The sequence below is a fragment of the Nonomuraea sp. NPDC003214 genome (assembly GCF_053590035.1).
Genome location: NZ_JBSFSX010000027.1, coordinates 1 through 17,075, shown reverse-complemented (window position 1 = coordinate 17,075; position 17,075 = coordinate 1). Strand labels below are relative to the sequence as shown.

Genomic DNA, 17,075 nt, shown 5'->3' with positions numbered 1-17,075 from the left:
TCTGTGACTCCGGGGATCCGCGTCCGGGCGGGTAGCGCTGGGACCGGCCGGAGCGATACCCAGGTGGCGATCGCCGTACCGGCTCGCGGAGGGGTGGCATGGGAAGCGGTTCGAACGAGACCTCGGGTGCCGGCCAGGGCGTGCTGGCGGTGGACGGCGGGCCGGGCCAGGTGCGGGAGCTGCACGCGTGGCTGTCCGAGGATCCCCAGGTCCGCCGCTGGGTGCGCCTGGTCGAACGCGAGCCCCCTCCCGGGGCGCTGGGCCCGGTGGCCGAGGCGGTGCAGGTGGTGACTGGCTCAGCCGGCGTGGTGGCGGCCGTGGCCGGCGTCCTGATCGCCTGGCTGCGCTACCGCACCAGCGACGTGACGGTCAAGGTACGCAGGACGGACGGCGACACCGAGGTCGAGGTCAGCGCCCAGCGCGTCAGGACGCTGAACGCCGAGCAGACCCGGGCGCTGGCCGCGCAGGTCGAGGCCGCGCTCAAGAACGGGCCGCCACCCCCGGAGGGCCCGCGTGACTGACCGGCCGGGGCTGCTGTCCGGCCCTGGGGTGCGGGCGCTGCTGGTGGGGTCGAGCCGGCATGTTCCCGGGGCGCTGACGGGCGACGTGCCCGCGGCGGCCACGAGCGCGCGGGATCTCGCCGACGCCCTGGTCAAGGCCACCGGGCTGGCCCGCGAGCACGTGACCTGCCTGCTGGATCCGCCCGATCCCTCCGACCTGGCGGCGGAGATCGACGCCCTGGCCGGGCGGGCGGGCGAGGTGCTGCTGTTCTGGTACGCCGGCCACGGGCTGATCGGACCGGACAACCGGCTGTACCTGGCCACGCGGGCGAGCGTGGACCTGGGACGGGGGCCGCCGCGCAACCAGGCGCTGCCGTACGCCGAGGCGCGCGAGCTGCTGACCAGGAGCCGGGCCGGGCTCAGCATCGTGATCCTGGACTGCTGCTGGGCGGGCCGCGCCGCGGGCTGGCCGGACAGCTACCTGCTGACCGCGACCAGCATGGACGAGGCAGCCTGGTCGCTGCCCGGCGAGCGGCACACGGCGTTCACCGGGGCGCTGATCCGCCTGCTGTCGGAGGGGGATCCCGCCGGGCCGCCGCTGCTGTCCCTGGACGACGTGCACGCCGCGCTCAACCGGGATCTGCGGGCGCGCGGCCTGCCGCTGCCGCGCAGGCAGGCCGCCGACGCCGCCGGGCGCCGTCCCTTCGCGGTCAACGTCGCCTACCGGCTTCCCGCGGGACGCCCGCTGCCCGCGCCGGCGGCGCAGGACGGCAGCCGCAGCCCGTTCCTGGGACTCCACTCCTACGGGGAGGAGGACGCGGCGCTGTTCTTCGGCCGCGCGGAGCTCACGCGCACGCTGGAGGAGCGCGTGCGCCGCTGCGGCGGGGAGCCGCTGCTGGTCGCCGGCCCTTCGGGGGCGGGGAAGTCGTCGGTGCTGCGGGCCGGGCTGATCCCGGCTCTGGGCGTGCGCCGCTGCCTGCTGCTCACGCCGGGCGCGGCCCCGCCGGCGCGCCTGCGCGAGGCGATCGAGGCCGTCGCCGACGTCCCGGAACGGGCGGAACCGGCGGAACAAGCGGGATGGGCGGAGCTGGTGGAGGCCCTGCCCGGGGACGCGGTGATCGTGGTGGACCAGTTCGAGGAGCTGTTCACCGAATGCACCGACCAGGCGCAGCGGGCGGCGTTCATCGCGGCGCTGGCCGCGGCGGCGCGCCGCGCCGCGGTCGTGATCGGCGTGCGCGCCGACTTCTTCGGCCACTGCACCGCCTTCCCCGAGCTCACCCACGCGCTGGAGCACCCGGTCGTGGTCGGCCCGCTCAGCTGCGAGCAACTGCGCGAGGTGATCGAGCAGCCCGCCCGGCTGGCGGGCCTGGCCCTCGAAGAAGGGCTGGTGGAGCTGCTGCTGGAGGACCTGGGAGCCGGGCTGGGCGGCCCGCCGCTGCCGTTGCTCTCGCACGCGCTGCTGGCCACCTGGCAACGCCGCGAGAACGGCGTGCTCACCCTGGGCGGGTACCGGGCCACCGGCGGCATCGGCCAGGCGCTGGCCCGTACCGCCGATCAGATCCTGGACGGGCTGGGCGAGGACGGGCAGCGGCTCGCCCGCCGGATGCTGGTGCGGCTGGTGCACCTGGGCGAGAACACCGGCGACACCCGCAGGACCGCGCCGCTGTCCGACGTGCTGCCGGCCGGTGAGGAGCACGACCTGGCCCGTACGGTGCTCGACGCCTTCACCCGCGCCCGCCTCGTCACGGTCGGCAGCGACCGGGCGGAGATCGTCCACGAGGCGCTGATCCGGGCCTGGCCCCGGCTGCGCGCCTGGCTCCAGGCCGACCGTGCCGACCTGCTGGCGCTGCAGCAGCTCGCGCAGGACGCCGCCCGCTGGGACACCCACCACCGCCAGCCCGGATACCTCTACAGCGGCGCCCGCCTGGCCGCCATCGCCCCCGCGCGGCGGCGCTGGGAGGCGGACCCCGCCCAGCACGCAGCGCTCGGGGAGGTCGTCCGCGACTTCCTGCGAGCCGGCGACCAGGCCGTGCGGCGGCTGGCGCGGCGGCGGCGGGCGACGCTCGTCACGCTGGTGGCCCTCGTGATCACGTCGCTGGCGGGCGCCGGGACCGCCGTCCTCGCGGCCCGCGACGCCGACGCGCAGCAGCGGCTGACCGAGATCCAGAGTCGTCAGGCCCTGTCACGTCAGCTCGCCGCGCAGAGCGAACGCGTCCTGACCCGCGATCCCCTCCAGTCGCAGGCGCTCGCCGCCACCGCCTGGCACTTCGCGCCCACCGACGACGCCCGCCGCGCCCTGCTCAGCGCGTCGAGCACACCCGGCAAGGGCTCGCTCATCGGGCACGCCGAGGCGGTCGAAGGAGTGGCGTTCGGCCCGGACGGCCGGACCGTGGCCAGCTCCGGTCAGGACGGCACCGTCCGGCTGTGGGACGTGGCCACCCGGCGCCAGATCGGCGCGCCGCTCACCAGCCGGAAGACGGAGATAGACGCGGTGGCGTTCAGCCCGGACGGCCGCATTCTCGCCGCCGCTGCCGCCGACGCCACCGTACGCCTGTGGGACGTGACCACGCGCCGCCCGCTCGGCGGGCCGCTGAAGAGCAGGGAAGACCTCAGCACGCTGGTGTTCAGCCCGGACGGGCGCACCCTGGCCGGCTCCGGGCACACCGGGAAGGGCGCCCAGCTGTGGGACGTGGCCACGCGCCGCCAGATCCGCCTCCTCGCAGGCCAGGGCTACGGGATCGGGTCGGTGGCGTTCAGCCCCGACGGCCGCAGGCTCGCCACCACCAGCGAGAAGGTCGTGACGTTGTGGGACGCGGCGACCGGCGGCAAGATCGGCGCCGTCGGCTTCGAGGACGAGATCAAATCGGTGGCGTTCAGCCTGGACGGCCGCACGCTGGCCGGGGCGGGCAACGGCACGGAGGTGGCGTTGTGGGACGTCGCCACCCTCCGGAGCAAGGGCTCGATCAGCAGCGGGCACGACCCTCACCACGTGGCCTTCTCCCCCGACGGCCGGGTCCTGGCCACCACCGGGGGCGACGGGACCAAGCTGTGGGACGTGGCCACCCGGCGCCAGCTCGGCGCCACGCTCGGCGGCCACACGGACGAGGTCGTCTCGATGGCCTTCAGCCGCGACGGCCGGACGGCGGCCACCGCGAGTCTCGACAAGACGGTCCGGCTGTGGAACGTGTCCATCTTCCGCCCGTTCGGGACTCCGCTCACCACCGGAACGGACGATCTCATGTCAGCGGGGTTCAGCGCCGACGGCCACACCCTGGTCACGACGGACGACAACGACAAGGTGCGCCTGTGGGAGGTGGCCGCCGGCCGCCCGGTCGGCGCCCCGTTCACCGGCCACCTGGCGGCGCCGGCCCCGGACGGCCGCACGCTGGCCGTGGTCACCGGGGACGGCACGGTGCAGCTGTGGGACGTGGACGGACACAGGCGTCTCGGCAAACCCTTCACCGCCGATCGCTAGTACGTCGATGACCTGCTCTTCAGCCGGGACGGCCGGAAGCTGCTCACGCTCGGCCGGGAGGGGACGAGGCTGTGGGAGGTGGCGACCCGCCGCCCGATCGGCGTCCCGATGAGGCTGGATGGGACGTCGTACCCGACGGCGGCGTTGAGTCCTGACGGCCGTGTCCTGGCCGCCACGACCCAGTTCGACGGCACCGTCGTGGACCTGTGGGACGCGGGCGCCCAGCGCCGCATCGCGGCACTCACCGGTCATACGGGGACGATCACGGCGCTGGCGTTCAGCCCCGACGGCCGCATCCTGGCCAGCGCCGGCAGCGACGTGGACAGGACGATCAGGTTGTGGGATGTGGCGAGCCGCCGCCAGATCGGCACGCCGATGACCGGGCACGACGGGGGCGTCACCTCGTTGACCTTCAGCCCCGACGGGCGGTTCCTGGCCAGCGGCGGCAACGACAGGAGGATCCGCCTGTGGGACGTGGCCACCCAGCAGCCGATCGGCGCCGCGATCACCGGCCATGAGGCGTATGTCGCGGCGATGGCGTTCAGTGCGGACGGGCGCACGCTGGTCAGCGCCGGAGGCGGCGTCGAGGCGGCCATGCGGCGCTGGGACGTCGGCCTTCCCGCGGACCGTGACCTGTTCGCCTCGGCCTGCGTCGCGGCCGGCAGGTCGATGACGGCGCAGGAGTGGCAGGAGTTCAACCTGCCGGCACCGCATCGCCGGGCATGCTCCGCCGTGCTCGGCCGTCGATGTGGCGGTGCGGCCGGGATCATGGACGCCAGGCGGTCTCGGCCTCTCCGGCAGCGCGGACGGCGCTCCAGACCATCGTCCGCTGATGGACCCGCCGGCCGTCGTGCCGGAGGCCGGGCACCAGGGGCGCCGGGCCGTGCTCGGCGAAGCCCATGCGTGCGAAGAACCGCACCGCCCGGCTGTTCTCGACCAGGGTCTGCAGGTGGCAGCCAGGAGACCCGGCCGTCCTGAGCCGGTCGAACCACCGGCTCATCAGCCCGTCGGCGGCGCCGGTCCCCCGGGCCTCGGGTGCCACGTTGATGTGCAGGTGCGCGGGCCACCGGGCGTCGGCGAACTCGCCGACGCGAGGCCGCCTGCGGACCGCGGCCCACGCCAGGTCGGCCAGGCTGCGCGCGAAGAAGGCCGCCGGCCTGGCCCGGAACATCAGCTTGTAGGTCCGCATGGCCTTCTCCATGCGCTCCCCCTCCCCGGGGAACCTCGCGCTGTCGAGGCACCCCGTCAGGTAGCCCACCAGGGCGCCCCCGGAGACCGCGACGAAGAGCGAGTCCGGCTCCAGCTCCATGTAGGGGTCCAGGTAGACGGCCGCCTCCGAGTCCACGTGCCCCCACAGCGACGCCGTGGGAGCGCCCACCCCCACCCGCCCGAACAGCTCGCGCAGCTCGGCACGGTCGCCCGGTGCGAACGTACGGATCTCCATCACGCCTCCATCATCATGTACAGCCTACTCTGTACGGCATACGCAGTTATTAACCTATAGGACATACACAGATCCCGATCGCACGAGAGGATGTTCGATGGCAGAGCTGCCACCCGTCGTGGCGCGGATGTGGGACCGCGAACCCACCACGCGCAGAGGCCCGAAGCCGCGCCTGGACCTGGCCACGATCACGACGGCCGCCATCGAGATCGCCGACGCCGAAGGGCTGGCCGCTGTCTCCATGAGCAACGTCGCCGCCCAGGTGGGCGTCGCCCCGATGGCGCTCTACCGGTACGTCGGCAGCAAGGACGAACTGCTGACCGTCATGGCCGACAGCGCCGTCCCCCCACCGCCCGAACGCGGCAACCTGCCCTGGCGCCCCTACCTGGCCACGTGGACCCGGCTCACCCGCGACCTCCTGCTGTCGCGGCCCTGGCTGCTGGAGTTGCGCCCGAGCACCCCGCCCATGGGCCCGCGGCGGCTGCTCTGGCTTGACCGGGCCCTGGACGCGCTGTCCGGCACCGGGCTGGACGACGGCCAGCGATTCCACGCCGCCACGGTGCTGACCGGCTACGCCCTCACCGACGCCACCCTCACGCACTCGCTCGGCGCCGGGGGCACCGAACTCGCGGCCAGGGCCAAGGGCGCCACCGAGTACGGCGAGATACTCACCGAGGTCCTGGACCCCGCGACGTACCCGGCGCTGTCGGCCATGATGCGCGCCGGCCTGCTCAGGGACTCCACCGGCTGGACCGAGGACGCCGACTTCCAGTTCGGCCTCAACCTCCTGCTGGACGGCATAGAAGCGCTGATCTCCCGCCCCGCCCGATAACCGTGCACAGGGTGGGACACGTCCCACGCGATAAGCTTTCGGCTCCGACATGGCGGGCGAATGTGGAGGTGATCACGGTGCATCCGGTCTTGTGACGGCCCCATCCCGGGGCGTCGCGGAGCCGAAAGGTGACCGTATGAGCAAGACCGACAAGACCCGGCCCTGGTGGGTGGGCATGGCCGAAGCGCCGATGGTGAACTGCCGTCCCGTGCACGACCACCGGTTCGGGCCGTGCACGCTGCCGCAGGAGATCACCGCCGACAGCGCGTTCATGAACCGAAGCGGAAGAAGCGGCTGCTACTGGGGCGCCACTGACCACTACCTGTTCGAATGCGGCATTCTCGGCGGCGGCCGGGAGTGGACTCACATCCGCCGCGAGGACCGGCGCCGGAGCCGCCACCAGGCACGCCATGAGCTGCGCACCTACAACGGCAGGGACTGAAGGACTCCGCGTCACTGGTCGCGCACGGCTGCAACGTCGGCTGTGCCCCGGTCACCGGAGCCGCGACCGGCCCCCCTGGTTTGCCTGCGGAGGGGCGGCTGTGCGAGCCTCTTGTGTCATCTCTATGAAAGGGCTGGTCGTGACGCTAGGCATGGTTCTCGGCGATCTCTCCTCTCGCGCTTCGACGCGGGAGCGGTAGCCCTACCTGCCCTGACACGCGCGCCCGTGCTGCAGCAGCACGGGCCGTCACCCCTGCTCCTCGTCGAAGTGCTCTTCGTGTCCCTGCACGTTCGATTCACGAGGAGTACGTGGTGTCCGCCATTCACTGGACCGAGACAGGCATCCTCCGTTCCGCTCACTGGCATTCCGAGAGCGCAACACCGCCTCCCCGCCGGGTCGTCGGCGCCGACGACCGCATGAAAGCCGACGCCGCTCACCGTCTGGCCTGCGAAGGAACCGCCTTGCTGTGGCAGGGCGACTTCCACAACGCCCGCCAACTCCTGCAGGCGATGGGCCGCCGCATCGACCGGAAACCTTCCCGGCAAGGCGGCAGCCCGGCAGAGTCCTTCCACCTGCACCGCAGAGCCCGCGCCCACCGGGCCCGCGTGCTCGGCAGGCTCCTCGTTCTGCTGGAAGACGACTACAGCCTTAATTTGCGCAGAGCCCCCGACGTGCGCCAGGCATGCACCGAGGCGTACGGTCCGCCGTCCGGGCCTACGGCTGTCTCGCTCACAGAACTGCTGGGCGTGATCGGAGCGCATCAGTGGCGTACCAAGGGCGTGGAAGTACCGGCCCTCGACGCTCGCATTCACCCGCACTACGGCGTGTTCTCCCCGGTCAGGGGCGAATACGTCGACCTCATCGCACATGCGCCGCTCCCCGCGGGTCGCCGTACCGCGTTCGACCTCGGGACGGGAACGGGAGTGCTCGCCGCCGTCCTGGCCCGACGGGGAATCGGCCACGTCGTGGCCAGCGACATCAGCCCGCGCGCCCTGGCCTGCGCCCGCGAGAACATCCGCCGGCTGCGCCTCACCGGACGCGTCGACGTCGTGGGCCCCGGCCTCTTTCCGGACGGATGCGCGCACCTCGTGGTCTGCAACCCGCCCTGGATCCCGGCCCGGCCCACCTCCGCCGTCGAGCAGGGCGTCTACGACCCGGGCAGCAGCATGCTCCGCGCCTTCCTGTACGGGCTGACCGCACATCTCGAACCGGGAGGTGAAGGCTGGCTCATCCTGTCGGACCTGGCCGAGCACCTCGGGCTCAGGACGCGGAGCGAACTGCTGGCCGACATCAAGGCAGCCGGCCTGCACGTGGTGGACAAAATCGACACCAGGCCGCAGCATCCACGAGCGCGGGACACCGCTGACTTCCTCCATGCCGCCCGCGCTGCGGAAGTCACCTCGCTCTGGCGTCTGGTCGGCACATGCTGAACGCCATTGGCCGGTGAGGGGGCGAGCAGGCTTCGGCTCGCCCCCCTCCTCGACGGGTCAGCGCGAGGTGGAAGCGCATGCGCTCGTCGACGCCGGGCATCCAGCCGCCGCGTGGCGCCACCACCGGCAGGCGACTCGGCCACCGTCTTGCGGAAGTGGGTGCTCGTGCCGGCGGCTGCGGGGCTCATCCGCACCCGGTAGAGGCCGCACTCCCCGCCGGTCGATCGTGCGAGCGTTCCAGGACCTGCTCCTCAGGCTCCGAGTGCGGCCAGCAGGGGTGCGGGGGCGTTGAGGAAGACCTCCAGGCCGAGCAGCCGGCCGCCGGTGACCTGCCAGACGTGCAGTTCCCGGACGGGGGTCGCCGCGCCGGCGCCGCGGGGGGCGATGCGGGCGTCGCCGACGACGACGATGTGCTCGTCGCTCTCGATGAACTGTGCCGGCTCGTACGTGGCATCGGCGTGTTCGGCCAGCTTGCCGAACATCTCCCGTACGCCCTCATGTCCCCGGTATGTGCCGCGCCAGGGGACGGCCGTCGACTGCCGGGAGACGAAGCCGGGGTCGAGCGACTCGATGAACCGGTCGAGGTCGCCGTCGGTGAACGCCTGGTAGGCGGCCCGGACCGCCTGTTCGCCCTGCACATCGCCAACGAGGCCCGCCTGCTTCAGGCCCTCGACCGCGACCAGGCGGACCACCTCGCCGACGCGCTGCGCGCCCTGCTGCAGTCGCTCGGAGACACCTCCCTCACCTGAGCCCGCACCGAATCCGGAATCAGAAGCTGGGCATACCCTCCGCGTCAGCGCTCTGGCCGGAGGCAGACGTGGCGGTCAAGAAGATCCCGCGCTGCTGGAGGCGCCGTCCACCGTCCAGGAGGCCGACCGCCTCGGCCGCGCCTGTCCTGGCTGCGGGCTTCGCGGCCACACCCAGCGGTGTGGGTACGGGTCACTGCCTCAGAACCGCGTGCACGCCGTCGGCCGTCTCCTTCCTGAAAGGACCGTCCTGGGGCACCCCCAGACGCTCGGCCAGAGCCCGGACGTGCAGATCGACCACGCTCTCCAGAACGGGCGCCAGCGTGCTGACCGCGCTCCGGCCACGCCGCCAGGCGATGACCAGTAGCACGACCCCCGCGATCCCGGCCGGCCACCATCCCGTGGCCGCGAAGACCAGCAGGTAGGCGGCGCCCCACACCGACAGCCGAGCCGCCGCCGCGTACCCGTTCACGACGTTCTGAAGCTCCTTGCGTACGTCGGAGTCGGTGAGAACCCAGAGATGCGGCCACACCAGCGCCAGGTCGAGGCCGTAGCGGCGATGGACATGGCGCGTCACGTCGGCCATCCGCTGTGCGGACCAGGTGGCCTCGCCAGGACGGGTCTCGCCGAGACGGTCGAGCCGCGCGCGGAGGCGATGCGCGGCCGGGAAGCGCCGGCTGTCGTCCACGCCCAGCAGCCGGTCACGCGCCATCACCCGCCCCGCCTCGGTGACCGCCGCCCGGAGCCGGCCGTTGAGGCGGTCCCAGCGGCGGGCACGCAGCGCGGTAAGGAGTCGGACGTACCACTGAGGGCCGCCCGGCATCCACAGCCGCTCGACGTACCGGCCGGCCGCGGTCGCCGTCAGGCCGGCAACAACGGCCCCGAGCGTGAGCACGGCCGACATGGAGGCCAGCCACGCCGGGTCCTTCAGGAGCCCGGCGGGCACGAGAGTCCGCACGTGGCCGATGGACAGCGCATGGCCGAACCCCTGGTGATGGCCCACGACGACGCACGCCACGAAGATCAGCCCAGGACCGAGGACGATGGCCGCCCAGCGCTCGGCGGCCTTCTTGGACAGCTCCTGAAGCAGCGAGATCATGACGGTAGGCGCAGGGCCTCAAGCGGTTTGCCGCTCAGGGCGCACGAGCCCGCTTCCGGCGACGACCGGGTGCAGCACCGCACCGGGCACACGTACGCGGTCAGTTCGGGCTGGCCGGGCCGGACGCCGGGCAGCGGCCGCCACTCCCGGTTCGGCCGGGTGAGAGCGTGCACGCCCTGCTCGGCCAGCACCTCGTCGACGGCGTCGAGCAGCTCTCGCGTCCGCCCCGGCTCCTGCGGATCGGCCACGACCTGGGTGGTGAGCTGATCCAGCAGGTCTTCGACACCCGCGTCGGCCAGCATTCCGGCCAGCTGGCCACCACGCCCGTGCTCCCGGCAGAGACGTTCGAGCCGCTCGGCAAGCTCGGCGAGAACTTCGGGGGAAGTGCCGGACATGGTGTGAGTATAACGGCGATGATCTAGCTAGTCCCCGGCTCGACGGAAGGAGCGGTTCATGCACAGGCGTCTGCCGCACGGGGGCACGGACCCCTTGGCGTGGCTGGAGCGCGCCAAGGTGCCGATGCGGCGTTACCACGCATCGGGACGCCTCACGGACCTGTGGGCGTCGATCGACCTTCTCAAGCGGGCCAGGGCCTGCGCCGAGCCCGCGCACCCCCAGCTCACGATGATCGCCGGCGCGCTCGCCGCCCAGCTCAGCCTGCTTCGCGCCGCCACGCACGCCCCCGACGTGTGCCGGGCGGCGGCCGAGGCGAGCCGATTCGTCCTCGACCGTACGACGCCGGATGTCGCCACGCGCTCGCTGATGCTGGCCAATCTGGGCCTGGCCACCCTCGGCCTGGCGGCGGCGGACCATGACCCCGCACAGGCCGAGGCCGCCGTCGCAGCCTTCCGTGAGGGCTGGCGCCTGGGCCATGACGCCAACCACGCGATCAATTTCGCGGCGGCCGCCGTCGAGGTGCTGCGGATGACCGGTGACGCGACGCCTGCCCGCGAGGCGGTGGAGCTGCTCGTCGACCGGGGAGACGCGCGGGCGGCCGACACCTTGACGAACCTCCTCGGCGCACTCCTCACGAATCCGGACGGTCACGACGAGCTGGGCGAGGTGTGCCGCCGGTGGCTGTCCCCCGGCGGGGCGCCCACTGACGTGCCCTTGCTGCGTACCCTGTGCGGGATCGCTCTGATGTCCGCTCCACACGGCGGCGTGGAGCAGCTGCTGGAGACCGCCGCGCTGGGCCGCACGCTGCTCGCCGCGGCCGGCGACGACGACGAGGTCGTCGCCGAGGCCGCCCACAACACCGCCAACGCGCTGCGCACTCTGGCCCAGCGCACGCACGACGCCGACATCGCCCGCGAAGCGATCGACCTGGGCCGTACGGCGGTCCTGCGCGCATCGCGGGCCGAGCGGGTGGATGTACGCCTGGTCCGTGCCAACCTGGCCGCCGCCCACAACGTGCTGTACGAGATCACCGGGGATCTCGAAGCCCAGCGCGATGCGCTGCACGAGAGCCGCCTCGCGATGGCGCACACCCCCGCCGACGTGCCCGACTCCGTGACCGCGACGCACGCGGTGATCCTGCACCGGTACGCCGCGCGCAGGCAGGACGTCGACCTGTTGCGCGAGGCGGTGTCCGCCGCTCGGGTGGCCTGCTCGCAACCGGACCTGCCCCGGGAGGATCGAGTCGGCCGGCTGTCCGGACTGGTCGCGATGCTGTCCGACCTGCATGCCCTCTCGGGGGACGAGGCCGCGATCCGAGAGGCCGCCGAGCTGGGCGAGCAAGGGCTGGCCCTGGTCTCGCCGGGCGACTACGCCGAGCCGTTCGTGCTGCTTGACCTGGCCCGGGCCTACCGGCTGCTGGGCAGCGCCGAGCGGGACACCGGCCGTATGCGTGCGGCCGTCGAGCTCGCGGAGCGGCTGACCGAAGCGCCCGTCTCGATCGCCTCGGCCGCCGCCCTGGAAAGAGCCCTGGCCCTGCACGAGCTCGGCACGTCCACCGCGGCCGACCTGGAGGCGCTGACCGCGTCCGCGGCCACGCGGCCCGATGTGCGGTTCCAGGCGGCCCTGCTCCGCGTGCAGGCGGCCGAGCGCGACGGCGCCCCCCTGCTGGACCTCCTCACCGAGGCCGTGGAGCTGCTGCGGCTGAACGTGTCGTCGGGACCCCTGTGGGCCGACCGGGAGAACGCCCTGCGCACCTACGCGGGGCTCACGGGGGTCATCGTCTCCTCCGGGGTGGCGGAGGACCGGCTCGAACTCGCGGTGGAGCTGCTGGAGCGAAGCCGTGGCCTGCTGTCCCGCGACACCCTGGACATCCGCGGTGACCTGGCCACGCTGCACGCGTCGGACCCGGCGCTCGCCGAGGAGCTGCGCGAGATCGACACCAGGCTGCGGGCGGTCGACGCCCGCGACCGGACCTCCGCCGCCGTCGGCGTGCCGGACCGGGAAAGCGAGCGGACGCTCGCGGCCGAGCGTGCCTCGCTCGTCCAGCGCTGGAAGGCGGTGCAGAGAGCAGCGGCGGCCGGACCTTCCGACCTCGCCACACTCGCCGCGGAGGGCCCGATCGTGCTGGTGGCCGCCGCACAGGGCAGCGGTTACGCACTGTTGATCACGAACGACCGGAGCCGCCCCGTACGCGCCCTTCCCCTGCCCGGCCTGGACATCACCACCGCGACCGAACGCGTGCTCACCTTCCACACCGCCCGGCATTTCGCCACGGACGACTCGTATTCCCTGCGCGTCAGACGGCTGGCGCAGGCCGAAGTGCGCGACACGCTGGCATGGGTGGGGCAGACGGCGGCCGAGCCGATCCTGGCCGAGCTGGGCTTCACCCGGACGCCCTCCGGGAACGACTGGCCGCGCCTGTGGTGGTGCCCAACCGGTCTCCTGTCCTACCTGCCCTGGCACGCCGCCGGGAGCGTGCCCGACCGGGTGGTCTCCTCGTACACGGCGAGCCTGCGCGTGCTGGAGCACGTCCGCCGAACGTCGCAGGGAGTGAGTCCCGGCCGTACACTGATCGTCGCCCAGTCCGAGACGCCCGCGGCATCGGCGCTCCGCGGGGTGCCGGACGAGGTGAGCGGGATACTCGAACTGCTGCCGGAGGCCACCGTCCTGCAGGGGGCGAAGGCGACCAAGGCGGCCTTCCTGGCGGCGTTGCGCGACCACGAGCACGTTCACCTGGCCTGCCACGCGCTCACCGACGTGCACGCGCCGAGCACCAGCCGGCTCCTGCTCGCCGACCACGAGAGCGAACCCCTGACCGTTTCCGACCTCGCCGCACTGAATCTGCCGGATCGCGGACTGGCGGTGCTGTCGGCGTGCAGCACCTCGGAGATCAGCCCGAATCTCTCCGACGAGGCGGTGCACCTGACCGCCGCCTTCCAGCTCGCCGGGTTCCGGGACGTGATCGGCGCGCTCTGGCCGGTGAGCGACGCGACCGCCGCCGAGATCTCCCGCGACCTTTACGCACACCTCACCGACGGCCCCGCTCTGGCCCTGCACCGGGCGGTCCGCAGGCAGCGCGAACGTTATCCCGCCACGCCCACCATCTGGGCCTCCTACATGCACACCGGAGCCTGACCATGAAGGACCCGCTGCTCATCGTCGGCTGGCTGGCTTCGGACGGCATCCCGCCCGGGTTGCTCAAGGAGAAGGCCCGCGACCGGCTCGAACCCGCCGCGGACGGCACCCTCACGGCGTCGCCCGACCTCCAGGAACGACTCCGGGAGGAGCACGGTGCAGCCGGGCGCGAGGCGGCGATCCGCGCGATGCACGACTACCTCCGGAGCGGCGGCCGGGCCGGCCGGACCGCGCGTTGCCTGGAACTCCTCCCCCATGTGAACGCCTGGATCGCCCGCACCGCCCCCGAAGACGACTTCCCCGAGGCGTTGAACCTGCTCGGCGAGGCCGTCATCCTGCTGCTGGAGAACGAGATGGGCGCGGCGGCCGTCCCGATCGCCGAACGGGTGACGCGTTCGGCTCAGCTGCACGTGGGCGACGACAACCCGAAGACGTTGACAGCCCGGGCCAACCTTGCCAGCGCGTACGACAAGGCGGGCGACCCCCGGCGCGGCGCCCGGCTGCTGGAGAAAGTCACCGAGCGCCGCGCCGCGCTGCTCGGCGACGACCATCCCGACGTCTGGCATGGCGTCAACAACCTGGCCGCGATCCACATGAGAGCCGGCGAATACGACCGTGCCACCGCACTCGCGGAGAAAATCGTCGCGTACCGGACCAGGACGGCGGGCGAACACCACCACGACACCCTGCTGGCCCGCAGCAACCTGGCGGTCGTGCTGAACAGCGCCGGCCGATCGAGCCAGGCGCGGGCGATGTGGGAGGAACTGCTGCCCCTGTTCGAGCAGTACGTGGGCCCCGGCCATCCCGACACGGTGATCGTCCGAGTCTCCCTCCAGCGCGCCGACGGCGAAGGAGATCAGGAGTCCGAGGCGCTGGCGGAAGTCGAGGAACGCATCGCGCTCCTCGACCGCTCACAGGACACCTGGGCACGCCTCGCCACCCGGCTCGAACGCGCGACCCTGCTCCGCGACCACGACCGGCTCGAGGAGGCGATGGCCGCCTTCGCCGATGCCATGGAAGAGGGCTCGGCCCTGCTGGGACGCGGACACCCGATCATGGTGTCGGCCGGCTACCGCCTGGCGTACGCCCAGTTGAAGGCCGGACGGACGGACCTCGCGCTCGCCACCGTCCGGGAAGCCCTCGCCGAGGCCGACCGCACCCTCGGCCGCACCCACGACGAGACGCTGCTCACCGCGGCGTTCCTGCTGAGCGTGCTGTTCACCGACAACCGCTTGGAGGAGCACCAGGCGCTGCTGGAAGATCGGCTGGCCGACATCGTCGAAGGCCTCGGCTTCGCCCACCCTCTCGTCCGCGCCTTGGCCGTCCACCGCGCCCGGCTCCACCTGAGGCTCTCGTGAGCGCGACGGGCGGGATCAGGTGAGCAAACCGGCCGACCATCCCATCGAGGTAGTCCAGGGTGAGCGGGCCTGTGCCGAACCGGTCTCGCTGTAGGCCCGGGCGGTATCCAACGGATTCTCCTGGCCTGCGGCGATACGCAGGGCTGGACGGCAGTTCCGAGGCGTCTACGGTGGGATCATCGAGCGATGACGGGCGAGGGTTCGGCTACGGCCGAGGACGGCGGCCGCTGCGGACCGAGCGCGATCGCGATGCCGAGCGAGTCTGGGACGTGTTGCGTGCTGCCCTGCCGGGCCGGGTTCGTGGTCGAGAGCGGACGCGGAGCGGCCCTTCCCTGACGTCACGTCTGCGAGCGGTCCGGGGAGCAGGGTGCCGCTAAGGGTGGCCGATTCACAACAACCGGTCGCCAAGCCGCAACGTCCGCACCTCACGGCGGCCCCCGGCCCGGGGCGAGACTGGCCCGCATGAGCGCAAAAAGATCGCGTTTTGCCACGTCAATGGCGAGCCGGCCGATGCGGCGGCTACTCGCTCTGGTCACCGGCGGCTGCCTTGCCCTGACCGCGGGCGTCACGCAGGCCGCCGCGCAGCCGCCCACGGCGCCCAAGCCGCGCCCGTCGATCGTGAAGCTGGACTCGGGCCGGATACGGGGAGTGGACGACGGCGCCGTCAGGACGTACTCGGGGATCCGCTTCGCGCAGCCGCCGCTGGGGAGGCTGCGGTGGAAGGAGCCGGTGCGGGTCGCGCCGTGGCGCGGGGTGGCCGACGCCACCAAGCCCGGCCGGCCATGCCCGCAGGCGGATAGGGGCAAGCAGCTCGGCGGGGAGGACTGCCTGTTCCTCGACGTGACCGCGCCGGCCAGAGCGTCCCGAAAGCCGCTGCCGGTGATGGTGTGGCTGCACGGCGGCGGCTTCGTCGAAGGCTCCGGCAGCATGTACGACGCCCGGCGGATGGCCGGCCAGGGCGAGGTGATCGTGGTGACGCCCAACTACCGGCTCGGCGCGTTCGGCTACCTCGCGCTGCCGGGGCTGCCAGGCTCGGGCACCTTCGGGCTGGCCGACCAGCTCGAAGCCCTGCGATGGGTGCAGCGCAACGCCGCGGCCTTCGGCGGCGACCCCGGCAACGTGACGCTGATCGGCCAGTCCGCCGGCGGGATGAGCACCTGCGCGCTGCTGACCTCCCCGGCCACGCGCGGCCTGGTCGACAAGGCCGTCATGCAGTCGGGGGCGTGCACGCTCAACTGGCCGTCCGGCACCTACCTCCCCGTTCCGGACATGCCGCCGTTCACGCCATACGCTTCGCTGAAGACCAGCCGGGACATCGGCCTGGCCGCTGCCAGGCAGCTCGGCTGCGCGGCGGGCAAGGAGCTGGAGTGCCTGCGCTCCAAGCCGGTCTCCGAGCTGATGAAGATCAACGAACGGTTCGGCTCCGCCCTCGCCCACGGCACGCCGCTGCTGCCGCTGGACCCGGCCCAGGCACTGCGCACCGGCAGGTTCCTGCGCGTGCCGGTGATCTCCGGCGCCACCAGGAGCGAGAGCAACGGCTTCGTCACCGGCACCGCACAGGCCGGCATGCCGGTGACCGCCGAGAACTACCCCGTTCTGATGAAGAGCGCGTTCGGCGAGCAGGCCGGCACGGTGATGCGGGAATACCCGCTGACGGCCTTCTCCTCGCCCGGCCTGGCCTGGGCGACGGTGAGCAGCGACCGCGCATGGGCCTGCCCGACCCTGGAAGGCAACCACGCGATGGCCGCCCGCACCACGGTGTACGCCTATGAGTTCGCCGACGCCCAGGCCCCGAACATCGCCGGCATTCCCTCCGAATTCCCGCTGGGCGCCCAGCACGCCAGTGACCTGCCCTACCTGTTCGACCTGGACGGCAAGGCCTGGGACGGGCTCACCCCCGAGCAGTGGCGGCTGGCGCAGCAGATGATCGGCTACTGGACGTCCTTCGCCCACAGCGGCAAGCCGCAGGCCGCCGGCGCACCCGTCTGGCCCCCCTTCACCCCGTCCGGCCAGACCGTGCTCAGCCTGAAACCCGCGAGCCAGGGCGGCATCGGCCCGGCCGACCTCGGCGACGAGCACCGATGCGCCTTCTGGCGCGGACTTCCCGACTGATCACCGCCGTGGTGCCCGGCCCCGGCCCCACCGCCCCCCCGCGCGGCGGGCAGTCACAGCACCCAAGCTCAGGGGATTTCTGGCCGAAACTCAGAGCACAACACTG

At 72.7% G+C, this 17,075-nt stretch carries 12 protein-coding genes and 1 pseudogene; 9 read left to right on the top strand and 4 right to left on the bottom strand.

Features of this window, described 5'->3' with window-relative positions:
• Positions 1 to 98 precede the first annotated feature (98 nt).
• The 3 genes and pseudogenes from ACWDXC_RS42880 to ACWDXC_RS42870 form a co-directional block, all read left to right on the top strand.
• A complete protein-coding gene (locus ACWDXC_RS42880) occupies positions 99 to 521 on the top strand; it encodes an effector-associated constant component EACC1 (protein ID WP_449992484.1) in 423 nt (140 codons plus the stop codon).
• Positions 514 to 3,975, top strand: coding sequence for a caspase, EACC1-associated type (locus ACWDXC_RS42875; protein ID WP_449992481.1), 3,462 nt, complete (start codon positions 514 to 516; stop codon positions 3,973 to 3,975). The genes ACWDXC_RS42880 and ACWDXC_RS42875 overlap by 8 nt, the downstream gene beginning before the upstream one ends.
• Positions 3,976 to 4,083: 108 nt before the next feature.
• A pseudogene (locus ACWDXC_RS42870) lies at positions 4,084 to 4,518 on the top strand (WD40 repeat domain-containing protein); the annotation flags it as partial.
• A gap of 223 nt (positions 4,519 to 4,741) precedes the next feature.
• Here ACWDXC_RS42870 and ACWDXC_RS42865 read toward each other — a convergent pair.
• Positions 4,742 to 5,419, bottom strand: a complete 678-nt coding sequence (locus ACWDXC_RS42865; protein WP_449992478.1) for a GNAT family N-acetyltransferase — start codon at positions 5,417 to 5,419, stop codon at positions 4,742 to 4,744.
• 97 nt (positions 5,420 to 5,516) lie between these two features.
• Between ACWDXC_RS42865 and ACWDXC_RS42860 the strand changes: the two genes are divergently transcribed.
• The 3 genes from ACWDXC_RS42860 to ACWDXC_RS42850 all read left to right on the top strand — a co-directional run bounded on the left by ACWDXC_RS42860 (position 5,517) and on the right by ACWDXC_RS42850 (position 8,123).
• Entirely contained in the window at positions 5,517 to 6,251 is a 735-nt protein-coding gene (locus ACWDXC_RS42860; RefSeq protein ID WP_449992477.1) for a TetR/AcrR family transcriptional regulator, read from the top strand.
• A 136-nt stretch (positions 6,252 to 6,387) separates the two neighbouring features.
• On the top strand, positions 6,388 to 6,693 hold the full coding sequence (locus tag ACWDXC_RS42855) for a hypothetical protein (protein ID WP_449992475.1): 306 nt from the start codon (positions 6,388 to 6,390) through the stop codon (positions 6,691 to 6,693).
• Between the two features lie 311 nt (positions 6,694 to 7,004).
• Complete coding sequence (locus tag ACWDXC_RS42850; protein ID WP_449992472.1) at positions 7,005 to 8,123, top strand: methyltransferase; 1,119 nt, start codon at positions 7,005 to 7,007, stop codon at positions 8,121 to 8,123.
• Between the two features lie 251 nt (positions 8,124 to 8,374).
• Here ACWDXC_RS42850 and ACWDXC_RS42845 read toward each other — a convergent pair whose 3' ends face one another.
• From ACWDXC_RS42845 to ACWDXC_RS42835, 3 genes are all read right to left on the bottom strand, one after another.
• Entirely contained in the window at positions 8,375 to 8,815 is a 441-nt protein-coding gene (locus ACWDXC_RS42845; protein ID WP_449992470.1) for a nuclear transport factor 2 family protein, read from the bottom strand.
• Positions 8,816 to 9,062: 247 nt separating this feature from the next.
• Positions 9,063 to 9,968 carry a hypothetical protein gene (locus ACWDXC_RS42840; protein WP_449992467.1) on the bottom strand — a complete coding sequence of 302 codons (906 nt, stop codon included), beginning with the start codon at positions 9,966 to 9,968 and terminating at the stop codon, positions 9,063 to 9,065.
• Positions 9,965 to 10,363, bottom strand: a complete 399-nt coding sequence (locus ACWDXC_RS42835; RefSeq protein ID WP_449992464.1) for a hypothetical protein — start codon at positions 10,361 to 10,363, stop codon at positions 9,965 to 9,967. The genes ACWDXC_RS42840 and ACWDXC_RS42835 overlap by 4 nt, the downstream gene beginning before the upstream one ends.
• A gap of 58 nt (positions 10,364 to 10,421) precedes the next feature.
• Here ACWDXC_RS42835 and ACWDXC_RS42830 point away from each other — a divergent pair, with 58 nt between their 5' ends.
• The 3 genes from ACWDXC_RS42830 (at position 10,422) to ACWDXC_RS42820 (ending at position 16,969) form a co-directional block, all read left to right on the top strand.
• Positions 10,422 to 13,499 (top strand): CHAT domain-containing protein, encoded by a 3,078-nt coding sequence (locus ACWDXC_RS42830; protein WP_449992462.1) that lies wholly within the window; start codon positions 10,422 to 10,424, stop codon positions 13,497 to 13,499.
• A 2-nt stretch (positions 13,500 to 13,501) separates the two neighbouring features.
• On the top strand, positions 13,502 to 14,857 hold the full coding sequence (locus tag ACWDXC_RS42825; protein ID WP_449992459.1) for a tetratricopeptide repeat protein: 1,356 nt from the start codon (positions 13,502 to 13,504) through the stop codon (positions 14,855 to 14,857).
• Positions 14,858 to 15,367: 510 nt separating this feature from the next.
• Positions 15,368 to 16,969: a carboxylesterase/lipase family protein gene (locus ACWDXC_RS42820; protein WP_449992456.1), complete on the top strand. Its 1,602-nt coding sequence runs from the start codon at positions 15,368 to 15,370 to the stop codon at positions 16,967 to 16,969.
• Positions 16,970 to 17,075: the final 106 nt, after the last annotated feature.

Excerpts from the sequence above, each read along its gene's own strand:
- ACWDXC_RS42880 (WP_449992484.1), top strand. The coding sequence starts at position 99 with ATGGGAAGCGGTTCGAACGAGACCTCGGGTGCCGGCCAGGGCGTGCTG.
- ACWDXC_RS42865 (WP_449992478.1), bottom strand. The coding sequence starts at position 5,419 with ATGGAGATCCGTACGTTCGCACCGGGCGACCGTGCCGAGCTGCGCGAG.
- ACWDXC_RS42860 (WP_449992477.1), top strand. The coding sequence starts at position 5,517 with ATGGCAGAGCTGCCACCCGTCGTGGCGCGGATGTGGGACCGCGAACCC.
- ACWDXC_RS42855 (WP_449992475.1), top strand. The coding sequence starts at position 6,388 with ATGAGCAAGACCGACAAGACCCGGCCCTGGTGGGTGGGCATGGCCGAA.
- ACWDXC_RS42840 (WP_449992467.1), bottom strand. The coding sequence starts at position 9,968 with ATGATCTCGCTGCTTCAGGAGCTGTCCAAGAAGGCCGCCGAGCGCTGG.
- ACWDXC_RS42835 (WP_449992464.1), bottom strand. The coding sequence starts at position 10,363 with ATGTCCGGCACTTCCCCCGAAGTTCTCGCCGAGCTTGCCGAGCGGCTC.
- ACWDXC_RS42830 (WP_449992462.1), top strand. The coding sequence starts at position 10,422 with ATGCACAGGCGTCTGCCGCACGGGGGCACGGACCCCTTGGCGTGGCTG.
- ACWDXC_RS42825 (WP_449992459.1), top strand. The coding sequence starts at position 13,502 with ATGAAGGACCCGCTGCTCATCGTCGGCTGGCTGGCTTCGGACGGCATC.
- ACWDXC_RS42820 (WP_449992456.1), top strand. The coding sequence starts at position 15,368 with ATGCGGCGGCTACTCGCTCTGGTCACCGGCGGCTGCCTTGCCCTGACC.